General features: G+C 64.0%; 12 protein-coding genes and 1 pseudogene. 7 read left to right on the top strand and 6 right to left on the bottom strand.

The window, feature by feature from the left end; translation table 11 throughout:
• The 3 genes from BG842_RS10660 to BG842_RS10650 form a co-directional block, all read left to right on the top strand.
• On the top strand, nucleotides 1-1,633 hold a 1,633-nt coding region (locus BG842_RS10660; RefSeq protein WP_254663067.1), incomplete at its 5' end, for a chloride channel protein.
• 165 nt (nucleotides 1,634-1,798) lie between these two features.
• Nucleotides 1,799-3,667: a chloride channel protein gene (locus BG842_RS10655; RefSeq protein WP_069450704.1), complete on the top strand. Its 1,869-nt coding sequence runs from the start codon at nucleotides 1,799-1,801 to the stop codon at nucleotides 3,665-3,667.
• Between the two features lie 74 nt (nucleotides 3,668-3,741).
• Complete coding sequence (locus BG842_RS10650; RefSeq protein WP_069450703.1) at nucleotides 3,742-5,223, top strand: HPP family protein; 1,482 nt, start codon at nucleotides 3,742-3,744, stop codon at nucleotides 5,221-5,223.
• 13 nt (nucleotides 5,224-5,236) lie between these two features.
• Here the strand turns inward: BG842_RS10650 and BG842_RS10645 are convergent, their stop codons facing one another.
• Nucleotides 5,237-6,418 carry an NAD-binding protein gene (locus BG842_RS10645; RefSeq protein WP_069450702.1) on the bottom strand — a complete coding sequence of 394 codons (1,182 nt, stop codon included), beginning with the start codon at nucleotides 6,416-6,418 and terminating at the stop codon, nucleotides 5,237-5,239.
• A 163-nt stretch (nucleotides 6,419-6,581) separates the two neighbouring features.
• On the opposite strand from BG842_RS10645, the gene BG842_RS10640 reads away from it, so the two are divergent.
• The 3 genes and pseudogenes from BG842_RS10640 to BG842_RS27465 all read left to right on the top strand — a co-directional run.
• A complete protein-coding gene (locus BG842_RS10640) occupies nucleotides 6,582-7,769 on the top strand; it encodes a potassium channel family protein (RefSeq protein ID WP_069450701.1) in 1,188 nt (395 codons plus the stop codon).
• The gene (locus BG842_RS10635) at nucleotides 7,769-8,962 is read left to right on the top strand and encodes a hypothetical protein (protein WP_069450700.1); all 1,194 of its coding nucleotides are present in this window, start codon (nucleotides 7,769-7,771) and stop codon (nucleotides 8,960-8,962) included. The genes BG842_RS10640 and BG842_RS10635 overlap by 1 nt, the downstream gene beginning before the upstream one ends.
• A 162-nt stretch (nucleotides 8,963-9,124) precedes the next feature.
• Nucleotides 9,125-9,391 (top strand): annotated as a pseudogene (locus BG842_RS27465) (ubiquitin-like small modifier protein 1); the annotation flags it as partial.
• A 126-nt stretch (nucleotides 9,392-9,517) separates the two neighbouring features.
• Here the strand turns inward: BG842_RS27465 and BG842_RS10625 are convergent.
• Together BG842_RS10625 and gatD are read right to left on the bottom strand one after the other, a co-directional pair.
• Complete coding sequence (locus BG842_RS10625; RefSeq protein ID WP_069450698.1) at nucleotides 9,518-10,423, bottom strand: GNAT family N-acetyltransferase; 906 nt, start codon at nucleotides 10,421-10,423, stop codon at nucleotides 9,518-9,520.
• The gene (gene gatD / locus BG842_RS10620; protein ID WP_069450697.1) at nucleotides 10,423-11,664 is read right to left on the bottom strand and encodes a Glu-tRNA(Gln) amidotransferase subunit GatD; all 1,242 of its coding nucleotides are present in this window, start codon (nucleotides 11,662-11,664) and stop codon (nucleotides 10,423-10,425) included. The genes BG842_RS10625 and gatD overlap by 1 nt, the downstream gene beginning before the upstream one ends.
• 81 nt (nucleotides 11,665-11,745) lie before the next feature.
• Between gatD and BG842_RS10615 the strand changes: the two genes are divergently transcribed.
• A complete protein-coding gene (locus tag BG842_RS10615; protein WP_069450696.1) occupies nucleotides 11,746-12,219 on the top strand; it encodes a hypothetical protein in 474 nt (157 codons plus the stop codon).
• Here BG842_RS10615 and BG842_RS10610 read toward each other — a convergent pair.
• The 3 genes from BG842_RS10610 to BG842_RS10600 all read right to left on the bottom strand — a co-directional run.
• Complete coding sequence (locus BG842_RS10610; protein ID WP_069450695.1) at nucleotides 12,216-12,947, bottom strand: metalloregulator ArsR/SmtB family transcription factor; 732 nt, start codon at nucleotides 12,945-12,947, stop codon at nucleotides 12,216-12,218. The genes BG842_RS10615 and BG842_RS10610 overlap by 4 nt on opposite strands.
• 106 nt (nucleotides 12,948-13,053) lie before the next feature.
• On the bottom strand, nucleotides 13,054-13,755 hold the full coding sequence (locus BG842_RS10605) for a hypothetical protein (RefSeq protein WP_254663066.1): 702 nt from the start codon (nucleotides 13,753-13,755) through the stop codon (nucleotides 13,054-13,056).
• A 106-nt stretch (nucleotides 13,756-13,861) separates the two neighbouring features.
• The coding region (locus tag BG842_RS10600; RefSeq protein WP_139136094.1) for a DUF1405 domain-containing protein at nucleotides 13,862-14,206 on the bottom strand (345 nt) is incomplete at its 5' end.

Below are 14,206 nucleotides of genomic sequence, written 5' to 3'. Positions count from 1 at the left end.
CCGAACGCCTTTTCGATACTGTCGGTGCTCGGTCCGTCAGACTCCTCCTCCTGCCCGCCGTCGGCGGCCTCATCGTGGCGTCATCATCAAACTGACGACGCCGGAAGTGAAGGGCCACGGCGTCCCGAAGGTCCTCGAATCCATCCTCGTTCGGAGCGGCGAAATCGACCCGAAGATTTCGGTGTACAAGACGGTCGCCTCGTCCATCGCAATCGGTAGCGGCGGGTCGCTGGGTCGTGAGGGTCCCATCGTCCAAATCGGGAGCGCGGCGGGGTCCTTCTTCGGGCGGTACGTGGACCGAAGCGCCTACACCCGGACGCTGGTGGCGGCGGGTGCGGCGGCGGGTATCGCCGGGACGTTCAACGCGCCGCTGGCGGGCGTCATGTTCTCGTTGGAAATCCTCCTGGCGGAGTACTATCTGCAGAACGTCATCGCCATCGTCTTGAGTGCGGTAATGGCGACGGCCGTCGCGCGGTCGTTGCTCGATTTCACTCCCAACCCCGGCGTCCGCGAGTTCCTCGTTCCCATTCAGTACCACCTCGTCTCGCCGCTGGTCGAATATCCGCTGTACGTCCTGCTCGGCCTGCTCGTCGCGCTCGTCGGCGCGGGCGTCGTGAAACTCCTCTACCGCACCGAACACGTCTTCGAGGGGTTCGACCTTCCCCCCGTGACGAAACCCGCGCTCGGCGGGGCGCTCCTCGGTCTTTCAGCCCTCGTCACGGCGGTCGCGTTCGGCGTCTCCCCGCTCCGCGGCGCGACGTGGCTGTTCGGCGTTGGGTACGGCACGATTCGCCACAGCATCCTCGGCGATTTCGGATTCGTCCTGTTGTTGGTGCTCGCGCTGATGAAGGCCGTCGGGTTCTCGCTGTCGGTCGGGAGCGGCAGTTCCGGCGGGGTGTTCTCGCCGTCGCTGTACATCGGCGCGATGCTCGGCGGCGCGTACGGGGCCGTCGTCCACGCGCTCGTGCCTGGCACCGCGGGACCGGGCGCATACGCGCTCGTCGGCATGGGCGGCATCTTCGCCACCTCTGCCCGCGCGCCGCTGACGGCGACGCTCATCATCTTCGAGTTGACCGGCCAGTACACCATCATCCTCCCGCTCTTGCTCGTCTGCGTCCTCGGCAACGAACTTTCGAACCGCCTCCTCCGCGGGAGCACCATCTACATCGAAAAACTCCGGGAGCGCGGAATCACGGTGCAAGAGCGCCGTATCGGCAGTCTGGAGGACCTGACCGCGAGCGACGTGATGACGACGACCGTCGATACGCTCCCCGCGGAACTGTCGGTCGAGGACGCGATTCCGACGATTCGAACCAGCGACCACGGCGGCTTTCCGGTCGTCGATTCCGAGGGGAATCTCGCCGGAATCGTCACGCTCACCGACCTCGAACCGTTCATGTCCGGTCGCGCCGAGGGAGAAACCGAGCGTCCCGAGGCGGAACAGACCGTCGGCGACGTGTGCACGACGGACGTCCGTACCGTGACGCCCGGCGAGAACTTGCTGTCGGTCGTGGACAAGATGGAGTCGTTCGATATCGGACGGTTACCGGTGGTCGAAGACGGCGGGGTGGTCGGAATCGTCACCCGGAGCGACGTGTTGGATGCGTACGACCGAATGCCGTCTTTCGTCTAAGAACGTCCACTTTTTCGGTCGTCTGCATATCGAAAGGGAAATCCCCCCTCGCTCAGTATAGGCACACAAATGGGGTTATTGAGTTCATTACCTATCCTATCAGGGTCACAATCAACTACCGGTGATAGCTCTCGGGGGTTATCACTCGGTGACGAAGAAATACAGATGAACCTTATTGCGATCGTCATCGGAATCATTGCGGGACTCGGGGCGGTCGTTTTTCGGTTGACGATCTGGGCGGCACAGGAGGTCTTTTTCGGAACGACACTCAACCCGGGAAACGTCGAGTTCGAACTGATAGACTTTCCGAACGTGTTCGGCGCGCTGTCGTTCCTCGGTAACGTGCGGTTCCTTTTGCTTCCCGCCATCGGCGGCCTTCTCGTCGGCGTCATCGTCGTGCTGACGACGCCGGAGGTGAAGGGTCACGGCGTGCCGAAAGTCATGGAATCGATGCTCGTTCGCGGCGGGAAGATAGACCCGAAGATTTCGGTGTACAAGACGGTCGCCTCCTCGCTCGCTATCGGCAGTGGTGGGTCGCTGGGTCGTGAGGGTCCCATCATCCAGATCGGAAGCGCGGCGGGGTCCTTCTTCGGTCGCTTCATGGACCAGAAGTACACCCGGACGCTGGTGGCGGCGGGTGCGGCGGCGGGTATCGCCGGAACGTTCAACGCGCCGCTGGCGGGCGTCATGTTCTCGTTGGAAATCCTGCTCGCCGAGTACTATCTCCAGAACGTCATCGTCGTCGTGTTGGCGTCCGTGATGTCCACCGCCGTCGCGCGGACCATCCTCGAGTTCACGCCGAATCCCGGCGTTCGGGCGTTTCTAGTTCCCGTCGATTATCAGATGGTCACGCCCATCGTGGAGTTCCCGCTCTACATCGCCCTCGGCTTCGTCATCGGCCTGTCCGGTGCCGCCGTCGTCAAGATGCTGTACGGTACCGAACACGTCTTCGAGCGCCTAGACCTGCCCGAGTACGTGAAACCCGCCATCGGTGGCCTGCTCCTCGGTGCCACCGTTCTCATCAGCACCGTCTTGCTCCACGAGTCGGCGCTGACGACCGCTGACTGGCTGTTCGGCGTCGGTTACGCGACTATCCACTCGGCCATCGCGGGCGACCTGACGCTCAAGATCATCCTCGCGCTGGCGATTCTGAAACTGCTCGCCTTCTCGTTCTCGGTCGGCAGCGGCAGTTCCGGCGGGGTGTTCTCGCCCGGTCTCTACATCGGCGCGATGATCGGCGGCGGATTCGGCATCCTCGCCAGCATGCTCTTCCCCGGTACCGCGGGACCGGGCGCATACGCGCTCGTCGGCATGGGCGGCGTGTTCGCGGCGACCGCCCGCGCGCCGCTGACGGCGACGCTCATCATCTTCGAGTTGACCGGCCAGTACACCATCATCCTCCCGCTGCTCGTAGTCACGGTCATCGGCAGCGTCGTCACCCAACGCCTGCTCAACCGCGGGACTATCTACACCGAGAAGCTCCGCGACAAGGGCATCACCGTGCAGGAACGTCGCATCGGCAGTCTGGAGGATCTGACTGCGAAAGACGTGATGACGACGAACGTGGACACGCTCACGACCGGTTCCAGTTGCGAGGACGCCCTCATGATGTTCCAGCAGACGAAACACCACGGGCTTCCAATCGTTGACGAGAGCGGCAGTCTCGTCGGTATCATGACCCTGACGGACCTCGAATCCGAACTCACCAACTCCATCATCCACACCATCGAGGGCCGCGAAGAGATCAACCTGCCGGACGAGGAACTCGCCCCGGTGGAGAAGATCGGAACGACCGAGGTGCTGACCGTCCCGCCGTCCGCGAACCTGCTCTCCGTGGTCGATATCATGGAGAAGCTGGACGTCGGCCGCATCCCCATCGTGGACGAGGAAAACCACCCCGTCGGAATCGTCACCCGGAGCGACATCCTCGACGCCTACGACAACATCCCCGAGTTGTCCCGAGGGACCGAAGTCGATATTCCGGTGGTCGCCGAATCGAAGCTCCCCAACGTCAGCGCCGACAAGCAGGACTGAGAATCGATCGGACCGACCGAATCGGTCCGATGCGGCAGGAACGCATATAGTTCACGCTGGAAAACCCTTCGTTGATGCGCAACTGGTTGCGGACGATGTACGAGCGGTCGTTAGCGCGCGCTCGACGCGTCAGACGCCGCGAAACCAAGGAGTTTCGTCGCTGGTTGGAGACGAGTGCGAACCTCCGCCATCTGACGGCGTTGATAGCCCTCCCGCTGCTCATCGCCGGAATTACGGCGCTCTCCGACCGCATCGAAGAGCTTTCGTTCCTGCTCTATCCGCCGCTCGCATCGGGTACCTACACCCTCTTCAGCGACCCGGACGGACGATACGCCTCGCCCCGGAACTTCGTCGGCGGCCTCGGCACGGGCGCGGTCTGTGGCTGGTTTTCCGTTCTCTTCTCGGAGGCGTTCCTCAACGTCCCGGAGATACAGCCATTGCAGGCCCACCCCGTCACCGCGGCGCTCGCCGTCTTCCTAACCATCGCGGCGACGTGGGCGCTCTCGCTCGAACTTCCGGCGGCGTTCTCCACGTCGCTGCTCGCCGTCGTCGTCGGCGTTCACGACCCGTACTACGTGGCGAGCGTCATCGTTTCGAGCGTCATCGTCATCTCGGTCTTCGGTGCGTGGCGGCGGGAATTCTATCAGAAACGGTCGCGCTATCTCTATCAATCCACGAATGGTGACGATCACGTTCTCGTGCCGATGCGGGGACAGTACGCCGAGGGAGCGGCCATGTTCGGCGCGAAGCTGGCGTCCGCTCACGACGCCGGAAAAGTCGTTCTGGTGGACATCGTGGACGATACCGCCATCGAGAACGCGAAAGGGGACGGCGGGGACGGGACCGATCCGACGCTCGTCGCGCGCGAGAACGCGGAACTCGACGCCGATGGGGTGGCAGAAACGCAAGCCGCGGACGAAGCGGCCGCCCGCCTCGAACGACAGGCACAACGGATTCGAACGCGGGTTGGTGTCCCCTGTGAAGTCGTCATCGCCGGTGACGGGAGTAACCAGTCGCGGACGATACTGCGGACGGCCCGCGAGACGAACTGCGACCTCATCGTCACGCCCTACGAGGAGAAACACGGTAGCCTCTCGCCGTTCGTTCGCAAACTGTTCCGCGGGAGAATCGACGCCATCGTCTATCGACCCGCCCCGGACACCGACTCGGCGGACGCCCGGAAGTACGAGTGGAAGCGAATCCTCGTTCCCGTCCGACGGGCTGGCGACACGGCCCACGCGATGATCGACTTCGCCCAACGTCTCGTCGGTCGGACGGGGACGGTGAGCGTTTGTACCTGCATCGACCGTGAGTCGGAGCGGCGGAGAGCGGAATCGACCCTCGCCGACCTCGTAGAGGCGTTCGAGGGGTCGTTCGAGACGCGAATTTCGCGGGACCACATCGAGCAGTTCCTGACGGCGAACGACGACCACTACGACCTCATCTTCATCGGGGCGAGCACCAACCGAAGCGCCGCGTCGCGGTTCATCTCGCCGCCGACGTTCGAGCGACTGCACGAGGTCGAATGCGACGTGGCGGTCGTCCACCGCGGCTGAATCGCGAAACGGCTCAGAAATCGTCCAGCGTTCGGTTCGACGGCTCACCCGCCAACTGCGCCGCTAACTCCTCGACGTGTTCGCCGCCGAGGGCCGCCTGAACCAGCATGCGACCGATGAGCGCCGGACTGACCACGATGTCCGCACCCGCCCGACGGAGTTTTCGCACGTTCTCCCGCTCGGTGGCGGACGCCACGATTCGAATGTCCGGATTCAACTGCCGAGCGGTCAGGACGGCGAGCGAGTCCGCGGCGTCGTCCTCGGTGGCGACGAGCACCGATTTGGCGCGGTCGATGCCGACGCGCTGAAGGACGTCTTCATCGCTCGGGTCTCCGTGGATGACTGTTTTCTTCGCCTCCCGGAGGTCCTCTACGAGGTCCGAATCCTCCGCGACGACGACGTATTCGGTTCCTCCGTCGAGTTCGTCGAGTATCGATTCCGTGAGCAGGTGGCCGTAACCGAGGACGAGCAAGTGGTCTTCCATGAGGTTGATGTTCGTGTTCGTCGATTTTCCAAGCGCGCTGGCGAAGCTGTTTTCCAGAATCGGTGCGAAGAGCACGCCCAGCGCCGCCGCGAAGCTCCCCGCTCCGAAGACGATGACGGTCATTCCGAACGCACGAGCGACCGTGGTCGTGGGGTGAATGTCGCCGTACCCGACCGTACTGGCGGTGATGAGCGTGAAATAGAACGCGTCGAACCACGTGTTTAGGTCGGAGAAGTTCGTGCGTAGCGCGTACGCGCCGATCGTCCCGTAGAGCTGTGCGCCGACGACGGCGGCGGCGGTGGCGACTTGCGCCGCCGACAGTTCGACTGGTTGCTGAAACCGCGTCCGAACGAGGAACAACGCGGGAAGCGTGAGGAGCGAGAAGACGACGAGCGGAAGCGAGTACGGCGTCGACTGGAGGAGGCCGTGAATCGCGGTGACCGGCAGCAAAATCGCGCTCGCGTACCACGCCGCGCGAAGGCCGCGACGAAGGCCGACAGCCGCGACGAGGAGCAGAAATCCCACGATGGTGCCGGTGTACGAAGTGGTCTGACGGACGGCGCGCGGAATCAGTCCCCCGAACAGGCCGCCGCCGGTCGGACCCGTCGCGGTGGTCACGAGACCCGTCGCTATCGAGAGCAGCGCGACCCCGATGACCAACCACACCACTACGCGTGCCGACGTGAACCGCCGTCGGAGGCCCCCCTCCATACGACCGTTCCTGCGACGGCCGCCGCGATAAATAGGGCGGCCGAACGGTCACCCTTCCGTGGGTACGTATCGTCGGTACGTGGCGACGGGGCGGTCGAAACCTGCTCCTTCGGTGACGAAACCTGTCAGTACGTCTTTGGTATTCGACCGTTTGTGCCACGATATGAGCTACTCACTGCCGGTTCAGATCCTCTTCGGGCTGTATCTCGGGACGCTGACCGGCGTCGTTCCGGCCCTCGTCGCGTGGACGCTCGGGTTCGTCTTTCGGTACGTGACAGGGGTCGCCGTTCCCGGGTTCGGTGTCGTCGTCCTCAGCGTCGCCATCGCCGGCGTGCAGGGCGGCTTGCTTGGCTTGCTCGACCCGACTGTCGTCCAGTCCCCCACCGTCATCGTCGCGCTCGTCGTCGTGATGCTGTCGAGCCAGTATGCTCACGCCAAAGGTGACGAGATGGGGACGACGTTCCCCCGTCGAATCGGCTTTCGGCAGTTACGCGAAAACCGTCTGTCGAGCGACGTCATCGAGCGCGTCGGACGGTTCGGACAGGTCCGCGTGCGCGCGACGGGCGACGTCGGCGACATCGAGGGCTATCCGCCGCTTCCCGACGACCTCAGAACGGCCATCGCCGAAGACGAGTGGACGTTCCCCGGCGATTTGCCCATCCCGGAACTGGAATCCCGACTGGCGGACCGACTTCGAACCGACTACGACCTCGCGGACGTGACCGTCGAAATCGACACGCGAGCGATGGCGACGGTGAACGCGGCACCGCCGGAAGGGTCGCTCTCCCGCTGTGTCCCCGCCGGAAAACGCGCGGTTTCCGTGGATACCCTCCTCCCGACGGGGCTGTCGCGTAACGATACCGTCGTGTTTACGCTCGAAGACGAGGAGGTGGACGGAACCGTCCTGAGCGCCAAAACGAACGGCGACGGCGCTGGCGGGAACGAGGATACGGACGCGCCGGTCTCTCCCACCCCGACGACCGGCGGCGGCGACGGACGCGTGACGGTCGCCGTCTCGGACGAGGAGGCACGACGACTTCTCGATGACGCACCGACCAAACTCCGTGTCGAGTCGCGGGGCACGCGCTACGAGTTCGAACTCATTCGCCTCCTCCGACGCGGGGGCAAGCGCTGGGAACGGGTTTCGATTCGCGCGGGAGGCGCGTTCGACGGCCAAACGCTCGGTGCCGCCTCGGTTCGGGCGACGTACGGCGTCGCAGTACTCGCGCTCGAACGGGACGGCGACTGGACGGTCGCACCGCCCGGAACGACAGCCCTCGAAGCCGGTGACTGCCTGTACGTGGTCGGGGACGACGAGTCGGTTCGGCGGTTTTCGGGGGTGGTCGCCTGATGCCGCCGGTGACGACGAGTCTCGTTGTCGCGCTCGTCCGTATCGTCGGCCTCGCACTCCTTTCGGGTGCCGTCTCCGGAACGGTCGCGTTCCTCCACCGCTGGTATACTCGCGAGCGGGTTCCGAGCGGCCTTGCGGTGCTCGTGGGCGTCGGTGCGGTGGGGGTTTGGCTCGGAACGTGGCGGACGCTCCAGCCGTTCATCACCGGTGGAAATCAGGACATGCTTACGTTCACGAACGCGCTGATTACTGTCGTCTCGTTTCTCGTCGCGGGGCTGACCGCCCTCGGAAGCGCCCGCGTCGGCGACTGGGCGGCGACGGACGTGGCCGTGCTTTCGGGTGGAACGGGCAGCGACGAAGTGAGCCGAATCGTCCAAACGGTCGGCCGCGTCGTCACGGTCACGCTCCCCGAGCATATCGACGACATCGACGGCCACGATACCGTTTCGACCGAAACGAAAGCCGAAATCGCGGGATCGTCGTTCGTATTTCCTCGTGGTCTCACGGTCACGGAGCTTCGGGAGAGACTCATCTCCCGATTGAAAGACGATCACGGCGTCGGGCACGTGGACGTAGATCTCGCTGACGACGGACGTATCGATTACCTCGCGCTCGGCGGACGGGCCGTGGGACTCGGGCCGCTGCTCGCTCCGGGGACCGTCGCCGTTGCAGTTCGTGCGGACCCCGCATTCAGCGCCGGAATCGGCGATTCGGTCGCCGTGTGGCGTCACGGCAACGGTGACGAAGAAAGTGAAAACGCCAGCCGCGACGACGACGGCCCGACCCGAGTGACGACCGGCGAAATCCGCGGCGTCGTGGGTGACGTCGTGACGCTCGCGGTGGACGAAGCCGAGGCGACAAAACTCGACACGACGGACCGCTACCGATTGGTGACGCTTCCAGTCGAGTCGCCCCCCGAGCAGGTGTTCGCTACGCGACTCCGGGCGGCGGACGAAACGATGGCCGTCGTCACCGTTTCCACCGGAAGCGATCTCGTGGGCGTTCCCGTCGGCAGCCTCGACATGACCGTCGTCGCCGTTCGGCCCGACGGTGCTCCCATCGAGGTACTTCCATCACGGAGTCGCGTCCTCGAATCCGGGGACTCGCTGTACGTCGTGGTCCAGCCGAATCAGTTGCGCAAAATCGAACACGCAGCGGACGCCGGCGAGGAGATCACCCGAGCCGTTATATAGGATGCCGGAACCACTCCGGTTCGATGGCGACAGTGACTGTGATGGTGCTGGTTATCCCGGCGCTCGCCTTCTGCCCGTGGTCGCGTCGCTCCCTATCGACCCAACCGTCACGACCCATCGTGGAAAGAAAGTCACTTGCCGTCGCCGACCGTTCCATCGTCCATGCAGTGGAAACTCTTCGCGGACTTGGCCGAACTCGCCGGCCAGAAGGAGGTGCCTGTGGACGCCGAACCGGGAGACAGCGTCGGCGATGCCCTGGACGACCTCCTCGCTCCTCGGCCGGAGCTCGAAGACCGCGTGCTGGACGACGATGGCCGCCTCCGCGACCACATCAACGTGCTCCGGAACGGGACCAACGTCTTCACCGAAGACGGGTTGGACACGCCCCTCGAATCGGACGACGAGTTGGCGCTCTTCCCCCCGTTAGCGGCGGATAGCGCGCAATTGTGGCCGTCTTCCCGACGACGGAGCCGCTGCTCTCGGCATCGACGCGTCGTCCGAGTCACGAAAGGAAAAACTACCACCCGTCAACAATCGACCGTCAACAGCTGGCCGTCAGCGGTCGTCCTTGGTCAGGTCCATCCCCATCACGAAGTCCGGCTCGTCGGAAATCTTCACCCGGCAGTAGGCCGTATCGGTGACGAACCGCGGTGTCTCGGGGATGAGGACCCGCGTTTCGTCCGCACCGCGTTCCGCGGCGTCGCGGGAAATCGCGGCGAACAGCGAGCGCGCGGCGTCCGCATCCGCCCACGCACCGACGGCGTATTCGACGAACGTCGTCGTCTCATCGTCCTCGTTCGTTCGCTCCTCTTCGCGGGAGAGACACGCGAACCCGTGCGTTCCGTCCTCCTGTACGACGAGGAGTTCGTCGTTCTCGGCGCTTCGATGGAGTCCGGAGCGGGTCAGCTCGGACACCGCCCACGACTCCTCGAAGTCGAGGGCGAGGCCGCGGAGATGTGCGCGCGCGTCGCTCTTGCTCCAGTATCCCCACGCGGCGTCCGCGTCGTCGGTCACGGTCATGACCGGGTCGGCATCGGCGTCGGGTTCGGGGTGTGCCCACCGGAACTCCGTAATCGGGTCGTAGCCCGTCGCCCGCGATTGGCCGAGTCCGGCGATGTTCCACGAAAAGACCATGTTGCGGAGCACGGTCGCGCCCTGCGCTCGCGCCCAGTCGAACAGTTCGTGGGTCATCCGGTTTGCGACGCCGTGTCCGCGGAAGTCGGGATTGACGCGCATTCCCTGTCCCCACGCTTCCCAGTCCGAAAGCATGACGCACTGGACGATGCCAGCGATGTCGTCCCCGACATCCGCGACGACGGTGTAGCGGTCGTCGCCGTCTATCCAGTCGTGGTAGACGTGCGGGATGTAGTCGCTGCCGTCCCGGTCCGCCCACGTGTTCTCCGTGAACGCCGCGACCGCGTCGTAGTCGTCGTGGGTCGCCTCGCGGAGTTCTATCTCCATTACTCCCATGGCACCGACCGCTCCGTAATCTCGCCCGCGATGGGTTCCTGCATCGTCGTCGCGGGGTCGTCGCTGTTCGCCAGCGACCACATCAGCTTCACCTTCGCGGTTCCGGGGAGCATGTCCTCGCCCTCGATGATGCCCGCGTCGAGCAGGTCGCGGCCCGTGTCGTACACGCGGTCACAGACGCGGCCGCCGAGACACTGACTGGTCATGACGACGGTCGTCCCGTCGTCAACGAGTTCGCCGATGCGGTCCGCCCAGTCGGAGTGGACGTGGCCCAGTCCCGTCCCTTCGAGGACGAGTCCGGCCTTCCCCTCGGCGTAGTCGAGCGCTTCCACGCCCATCCCCGGCGTGAACTTCAGCAGTTCGACGTCGCTTTCGAGGTCGTCCGCGAGCGCGAGTTCCTGTGTGCCTCGTTCGTCGTACTCGCGTCGGAACGTGACCTCCTCGTCGTCGTAGTCCACTTCGCCGAGCGGTTCCGCGCCGATGGTCTCGAACGCGTCGCGGCGCGAGGTGTGGTTCTTCCGAACCCGCGTTCCGCGGTGGAGCGCGCAGGTGTCGTCGCTCTCGCTGGCGTGCATGCAGACGAGAACTTCCGCGCAGTCGGCCTTCGCGGCCTCGACCGAACAGACGGCGTTCATCACGTTGTCCGAGGACGGCCGGTCGGCCGAGCGCTGGCTTCCCGTGAACACGACCGGAACGGGCGTATCGAGCATGAACGAGAGCGCGGACGCGCTGAACTGCATCGTGTCCGTCCCGTGCATGACGACGACGCCATCGGCGCCGTTCGCTATCTCGTCGTACACGGCCTGTGCCAACTCCCGCCAGACGTCGGGCGTCATGTTCTCCGACAGGATGTTTGCGACGACGCGACCGCGGTAGTTCGCCCGTCCGGCGAGGTCCGGCACCGCGCGAAGCACGTCCTTCGCGTCGAACTGTGCGGTCACCGCGCCGGTGCGGTAATCGACCGTCGAAGCGATGGTTCCGCCGGTGCTGATGAGCGAAATGGTTGGCAGGTCCGGGTCGAATTCGACGACCGACGAGTCGTCCGACTCCTCGTCCTCGATGTCGTAGACCTCGGATTCGAGCACCTCCACGTCCGACTGGTCGCGGTCGATACCGACGTTGTATCCCCCGTCGAGTTTGACGACGAGATCGTCCGGCGTCGTGGAGGGAAGCAGTACGCCCTCGTAGGTTTCGTCCGCTCGCTCGACGCGAACGCGGTCCCCTGGATTCATACCACGGGGTAGCGTGCCGTTCGACTTGAATCCACTCGTTTCGGGGAAAGGCACATTACCCACGGGAGTCAATTCGGAAACATGACTCAGCGCACTCGGACGCGCGAAGCCGACGACGACATCTCCGACCTCCTCAGCGACATCGACGGTGATAGCGAACAGCGAACGGGGGGAAGCGAAAGCCGTCGGAGTCGCGCAAAAAAGCGCGTCGGGAATCTGTTCTCGGTTCGCTACTTCGGCCTCGCAACGGTCGTGTTGACGGTGGCGATGTTCTTCGGCGGCGTCATCCCGTTCATCGGTAGTTTGACCGGTCTCATCGCCATGTTCGCCGTGTCGTTCCTGCTCGGCGCGCTGACGAGCGAGTCGAAAATCGCCGAAACCGCGCTCGCCGGTGCGGTCGCTGGCGGTCTGACGTTCGCACTCAAACACATCGTCGCCCTCACGGTCGGCGGCTTTCCCGTCGCCGCCATCGGTCTCGTCTCCGGCCTGCTCGTCGCCGGTTTGGGCGCGTACTTCGGCGGCGATTTGCGCGACGGCCTGACCCGAGACCTCTAACCCGTCAATGTCCACTCGTCGTTTTCGCGGTCCCGTTCGACGACTCCCCGCTCCGCCATACTCTTGAGGTGGCTCTCGACGATTCGTTCCGGGGCTTTTATCTCTCGACTTATCTCGACCGTCGTCTCCGCACCCGCCGCGAGCGCGGCCAAGATTTCGGCTCGAATCCTGTTTTCGCCGTCTCCGTCCACAGCCTCGCTCAGCGAGTCGAGGACGCTCGTCATCCGCCCGTGAACCCATCGCTGTGCGAGCGATAGCTCGCTCTTCAGGTCCTCCAAACAGTTGAGTTCGGCGGCGAGCTCGGCCACCTCGCTCGCTTCGGAGTCGCTCATCCGCTCGACGTCGTGCTCGATGTCATCCTCGGCGTCGTCCGCGGGTTCGACGTGCTCGTTGAGATACTGGACGTTCAAGGAGAGATACTGACACGAGCTCACGTCGAGGTTCGGACTCGCGGGATACGCGCTCTTCATTCCGAACTCGTAGGGGGAAACGTCGACTTCGAGCCGGAGGTTCCGCGAGATGTTGAAATACTTGCGGCGCTGGTCGTCGGTCCGACTTTCGACTAATCCCGCCTCCTCCAGTTTCCGGAGGTGGTCGATGACCGCCTTCGGGCTGACACCGAGATAGTCGCTTATTTCGGTGACGTAGCAGGGTTTGTGTGAGAGGAGCCGCAGGATACGTCTTCGGTTTTCGTTTCCCAGTATATCGAGCAGCGCGGCGGAGTCCATTCGCGCTCACAACTTGGCAACCCGGACGGAAAAGGGTGTCTCTCGGCGTCAAACGGTGAAATCTCCCGAAAAAGAGGGAATGGAGACGGTTTCCCTGCCGCCAGCGTCAGTTTCCGTTTCCGACACCGACGCTTCCGTTCCCTCCGATTCCAGCTCCGGGGTGTTCACCACTCGCGTTTCCCGTTCCGTTTCCCACTCCCGGTGCCCTCGTGGAGTTGTTCGCGTTCTCGGCACGGAGGTTGACGCTGTGCATCGATTTGGCCACCGCGGCTATCTCGGGACCGCCCACGGTGTTGGCCTGCTTGTCGAGTTCGTTGACGTCCCTTATGCGCGCTCCGACCGTCACGGCGCGCGGTCTGGTCGCGTTGATGGAGTGTTGGACCGCGCGAATCTCACCGATCAACTGGCTCATCTCCGACTGGTACTTGAGCTGGCTGATCTGTCCGTCGTTGCGCGCCTCGACCAGCTTTTGCTTTCTGTCTCGAAGGCTCGCGAGCTGGTTTTTCATGTCGCCGACGTGGTTGCTGACGAGCGCCTTCTGTACGGATTTGTTCTTCGTCTGGTTGAACTGGGCGACCCACATACCGGTATCGACCGTTCCTTGCGCCTGCGTGGTGCTGACCTGCATGAACGACGATATTTCTGCACCGAGGGTGCTGTTGTCGTCCGCTTGCTGGTTCGTTTGGAACGATGCCGCGGTGATGTCATCGGCCTGCGTGTTTTGCGTCGGTGCCCCGGCGGTCGGGACGGCGAGGGCGAACCCGGATAGAGTAAGGACGACTAAGAGGACGGCACGAGGGGAGTTCATCAACAGGTCATTACCACCCGCTGATTAAAAAGGGGGTAATTCGTTCGTTCTGTTCACGAGCCGAAATGAGGGTGCGAGAGACGAGAAGAACGTTTAAAAACAACGCTCAGTCGTCCAATCTCTCCATCGCGTGGGAGGCGGCGAAGACCGAGACGAAGGAGAGTGCAACGGTTATTAGGGGAAGCACAAGCCCGACCTCGTACCGAAGCGGCGGGTGGTAGCCGAAGCCGTAGTCGAGAACGTCACTGCCGAGCGACACGACGAGCGCCGCGGCCAGCGCGCCCGTGGTCGTCTTCCCGTAGTTCGGGATGAGGTACGCTTCGGCGACGAACCCGAGATGGGTGATGATGATGCCCCAGTAGTCCCACAGGGCCTGTTGGTCCCACGGCGGGCCGAAGTAGAGCGAGAAACCGAGGTTGAGCGCGAGGAACGTCCAGAGTCCGAACTTGAC

This window comes from Haladaptatus sp. W1 (assembly GCF_001723155.1).
Lineage (GTDB): Archaea > Halobacteriota > Halobacteria > Halobacteriales > Haladaptataceae > Haladaptatus > Haladaptatus paucihalophilus.
The sequence above is the reverse complement of the archived record's forward strand: the minus strand, read 5'-3'. Positions and strand labels throughout refer to the sequence as shown.

What these genes read in the sequence shown, in the direction of transcription:
- BG842_RS10655 (WP_069450704.1), top strand. Translation starts at nt 1,799, where the DNA reads ATGAACCTTATTGCGATCGTCATCGGAATCATTGCGGGACTCGGGGCG.
- BG842_RS10650 (WP_069450703.1), top strand. Translation starts at nt 3,742, where the DNA reads ATGCGCAACTGGTTGCGGACGATGTACGAGCGGTCGTTAGCGCGCGCT.
- BG842_RS10645 (WP_069450702.1), bottom strand. Translation starts at nt 6,418, where the DNA reads ATGGAGGGGGGCCTCCGACGGCGGTTCACGTCGGCACGCGTAGTGGTG.
- BG842_RS10640 (WP_069450701.1), top strand. Translation starts at nt 6,582, where the DNA reads ATGAGCTACTCACTGCCGGTTCAGATCCTCTTCGGGCTGTATCTCGGG.
- BG842_RS10635 (WP_069450700.1), top strand. Translation starts at nt 7,769, where the DNA reads ATGCCGCCGGTGACGACGAGTCTCGTTGTCGCGCTCGTCCGTATCGTC.
- BG842_RS10625 (WP_069450698.1), bottom strand. Translation starts at nt 10,423, where the DNA reads ATGGAGATAGAACTCCGCGAGGCGACCCACGACGACTACGACGCGGTC.
- gatD (WP_069450697.1), bottom strand. Translation starts at nt 11,664, where the DNA reads ATGAATCCAGGGGACCGCGTTCGCGTCGAGCGAGCGGACGAAACCTAC.
- BG842_RS10615 (WP_069450696.1), top strand. Translation starts at nt 11,746, where the DNA reads ATGACTCAGCGCACTCGGACGCGCGAAGCCGACGACGACATCTCCGAC.
- BG842_RS10610 (WP_069450695.1), bottom strand. Translation starts at nt 12,947, where the DNA reads ATGGACTCCGCCGCGCTGCTCGATATACTGGGAAACGAAAACCGAAGA.
- BG842_RS10605 (WP_254663066.1), bottom strand. Translation starts at nt 13,755, where the DNA reads ATGAACTCCCCTCGTGCCGTCCTCTTAGTCGTCCTTACTCTATCCGGG.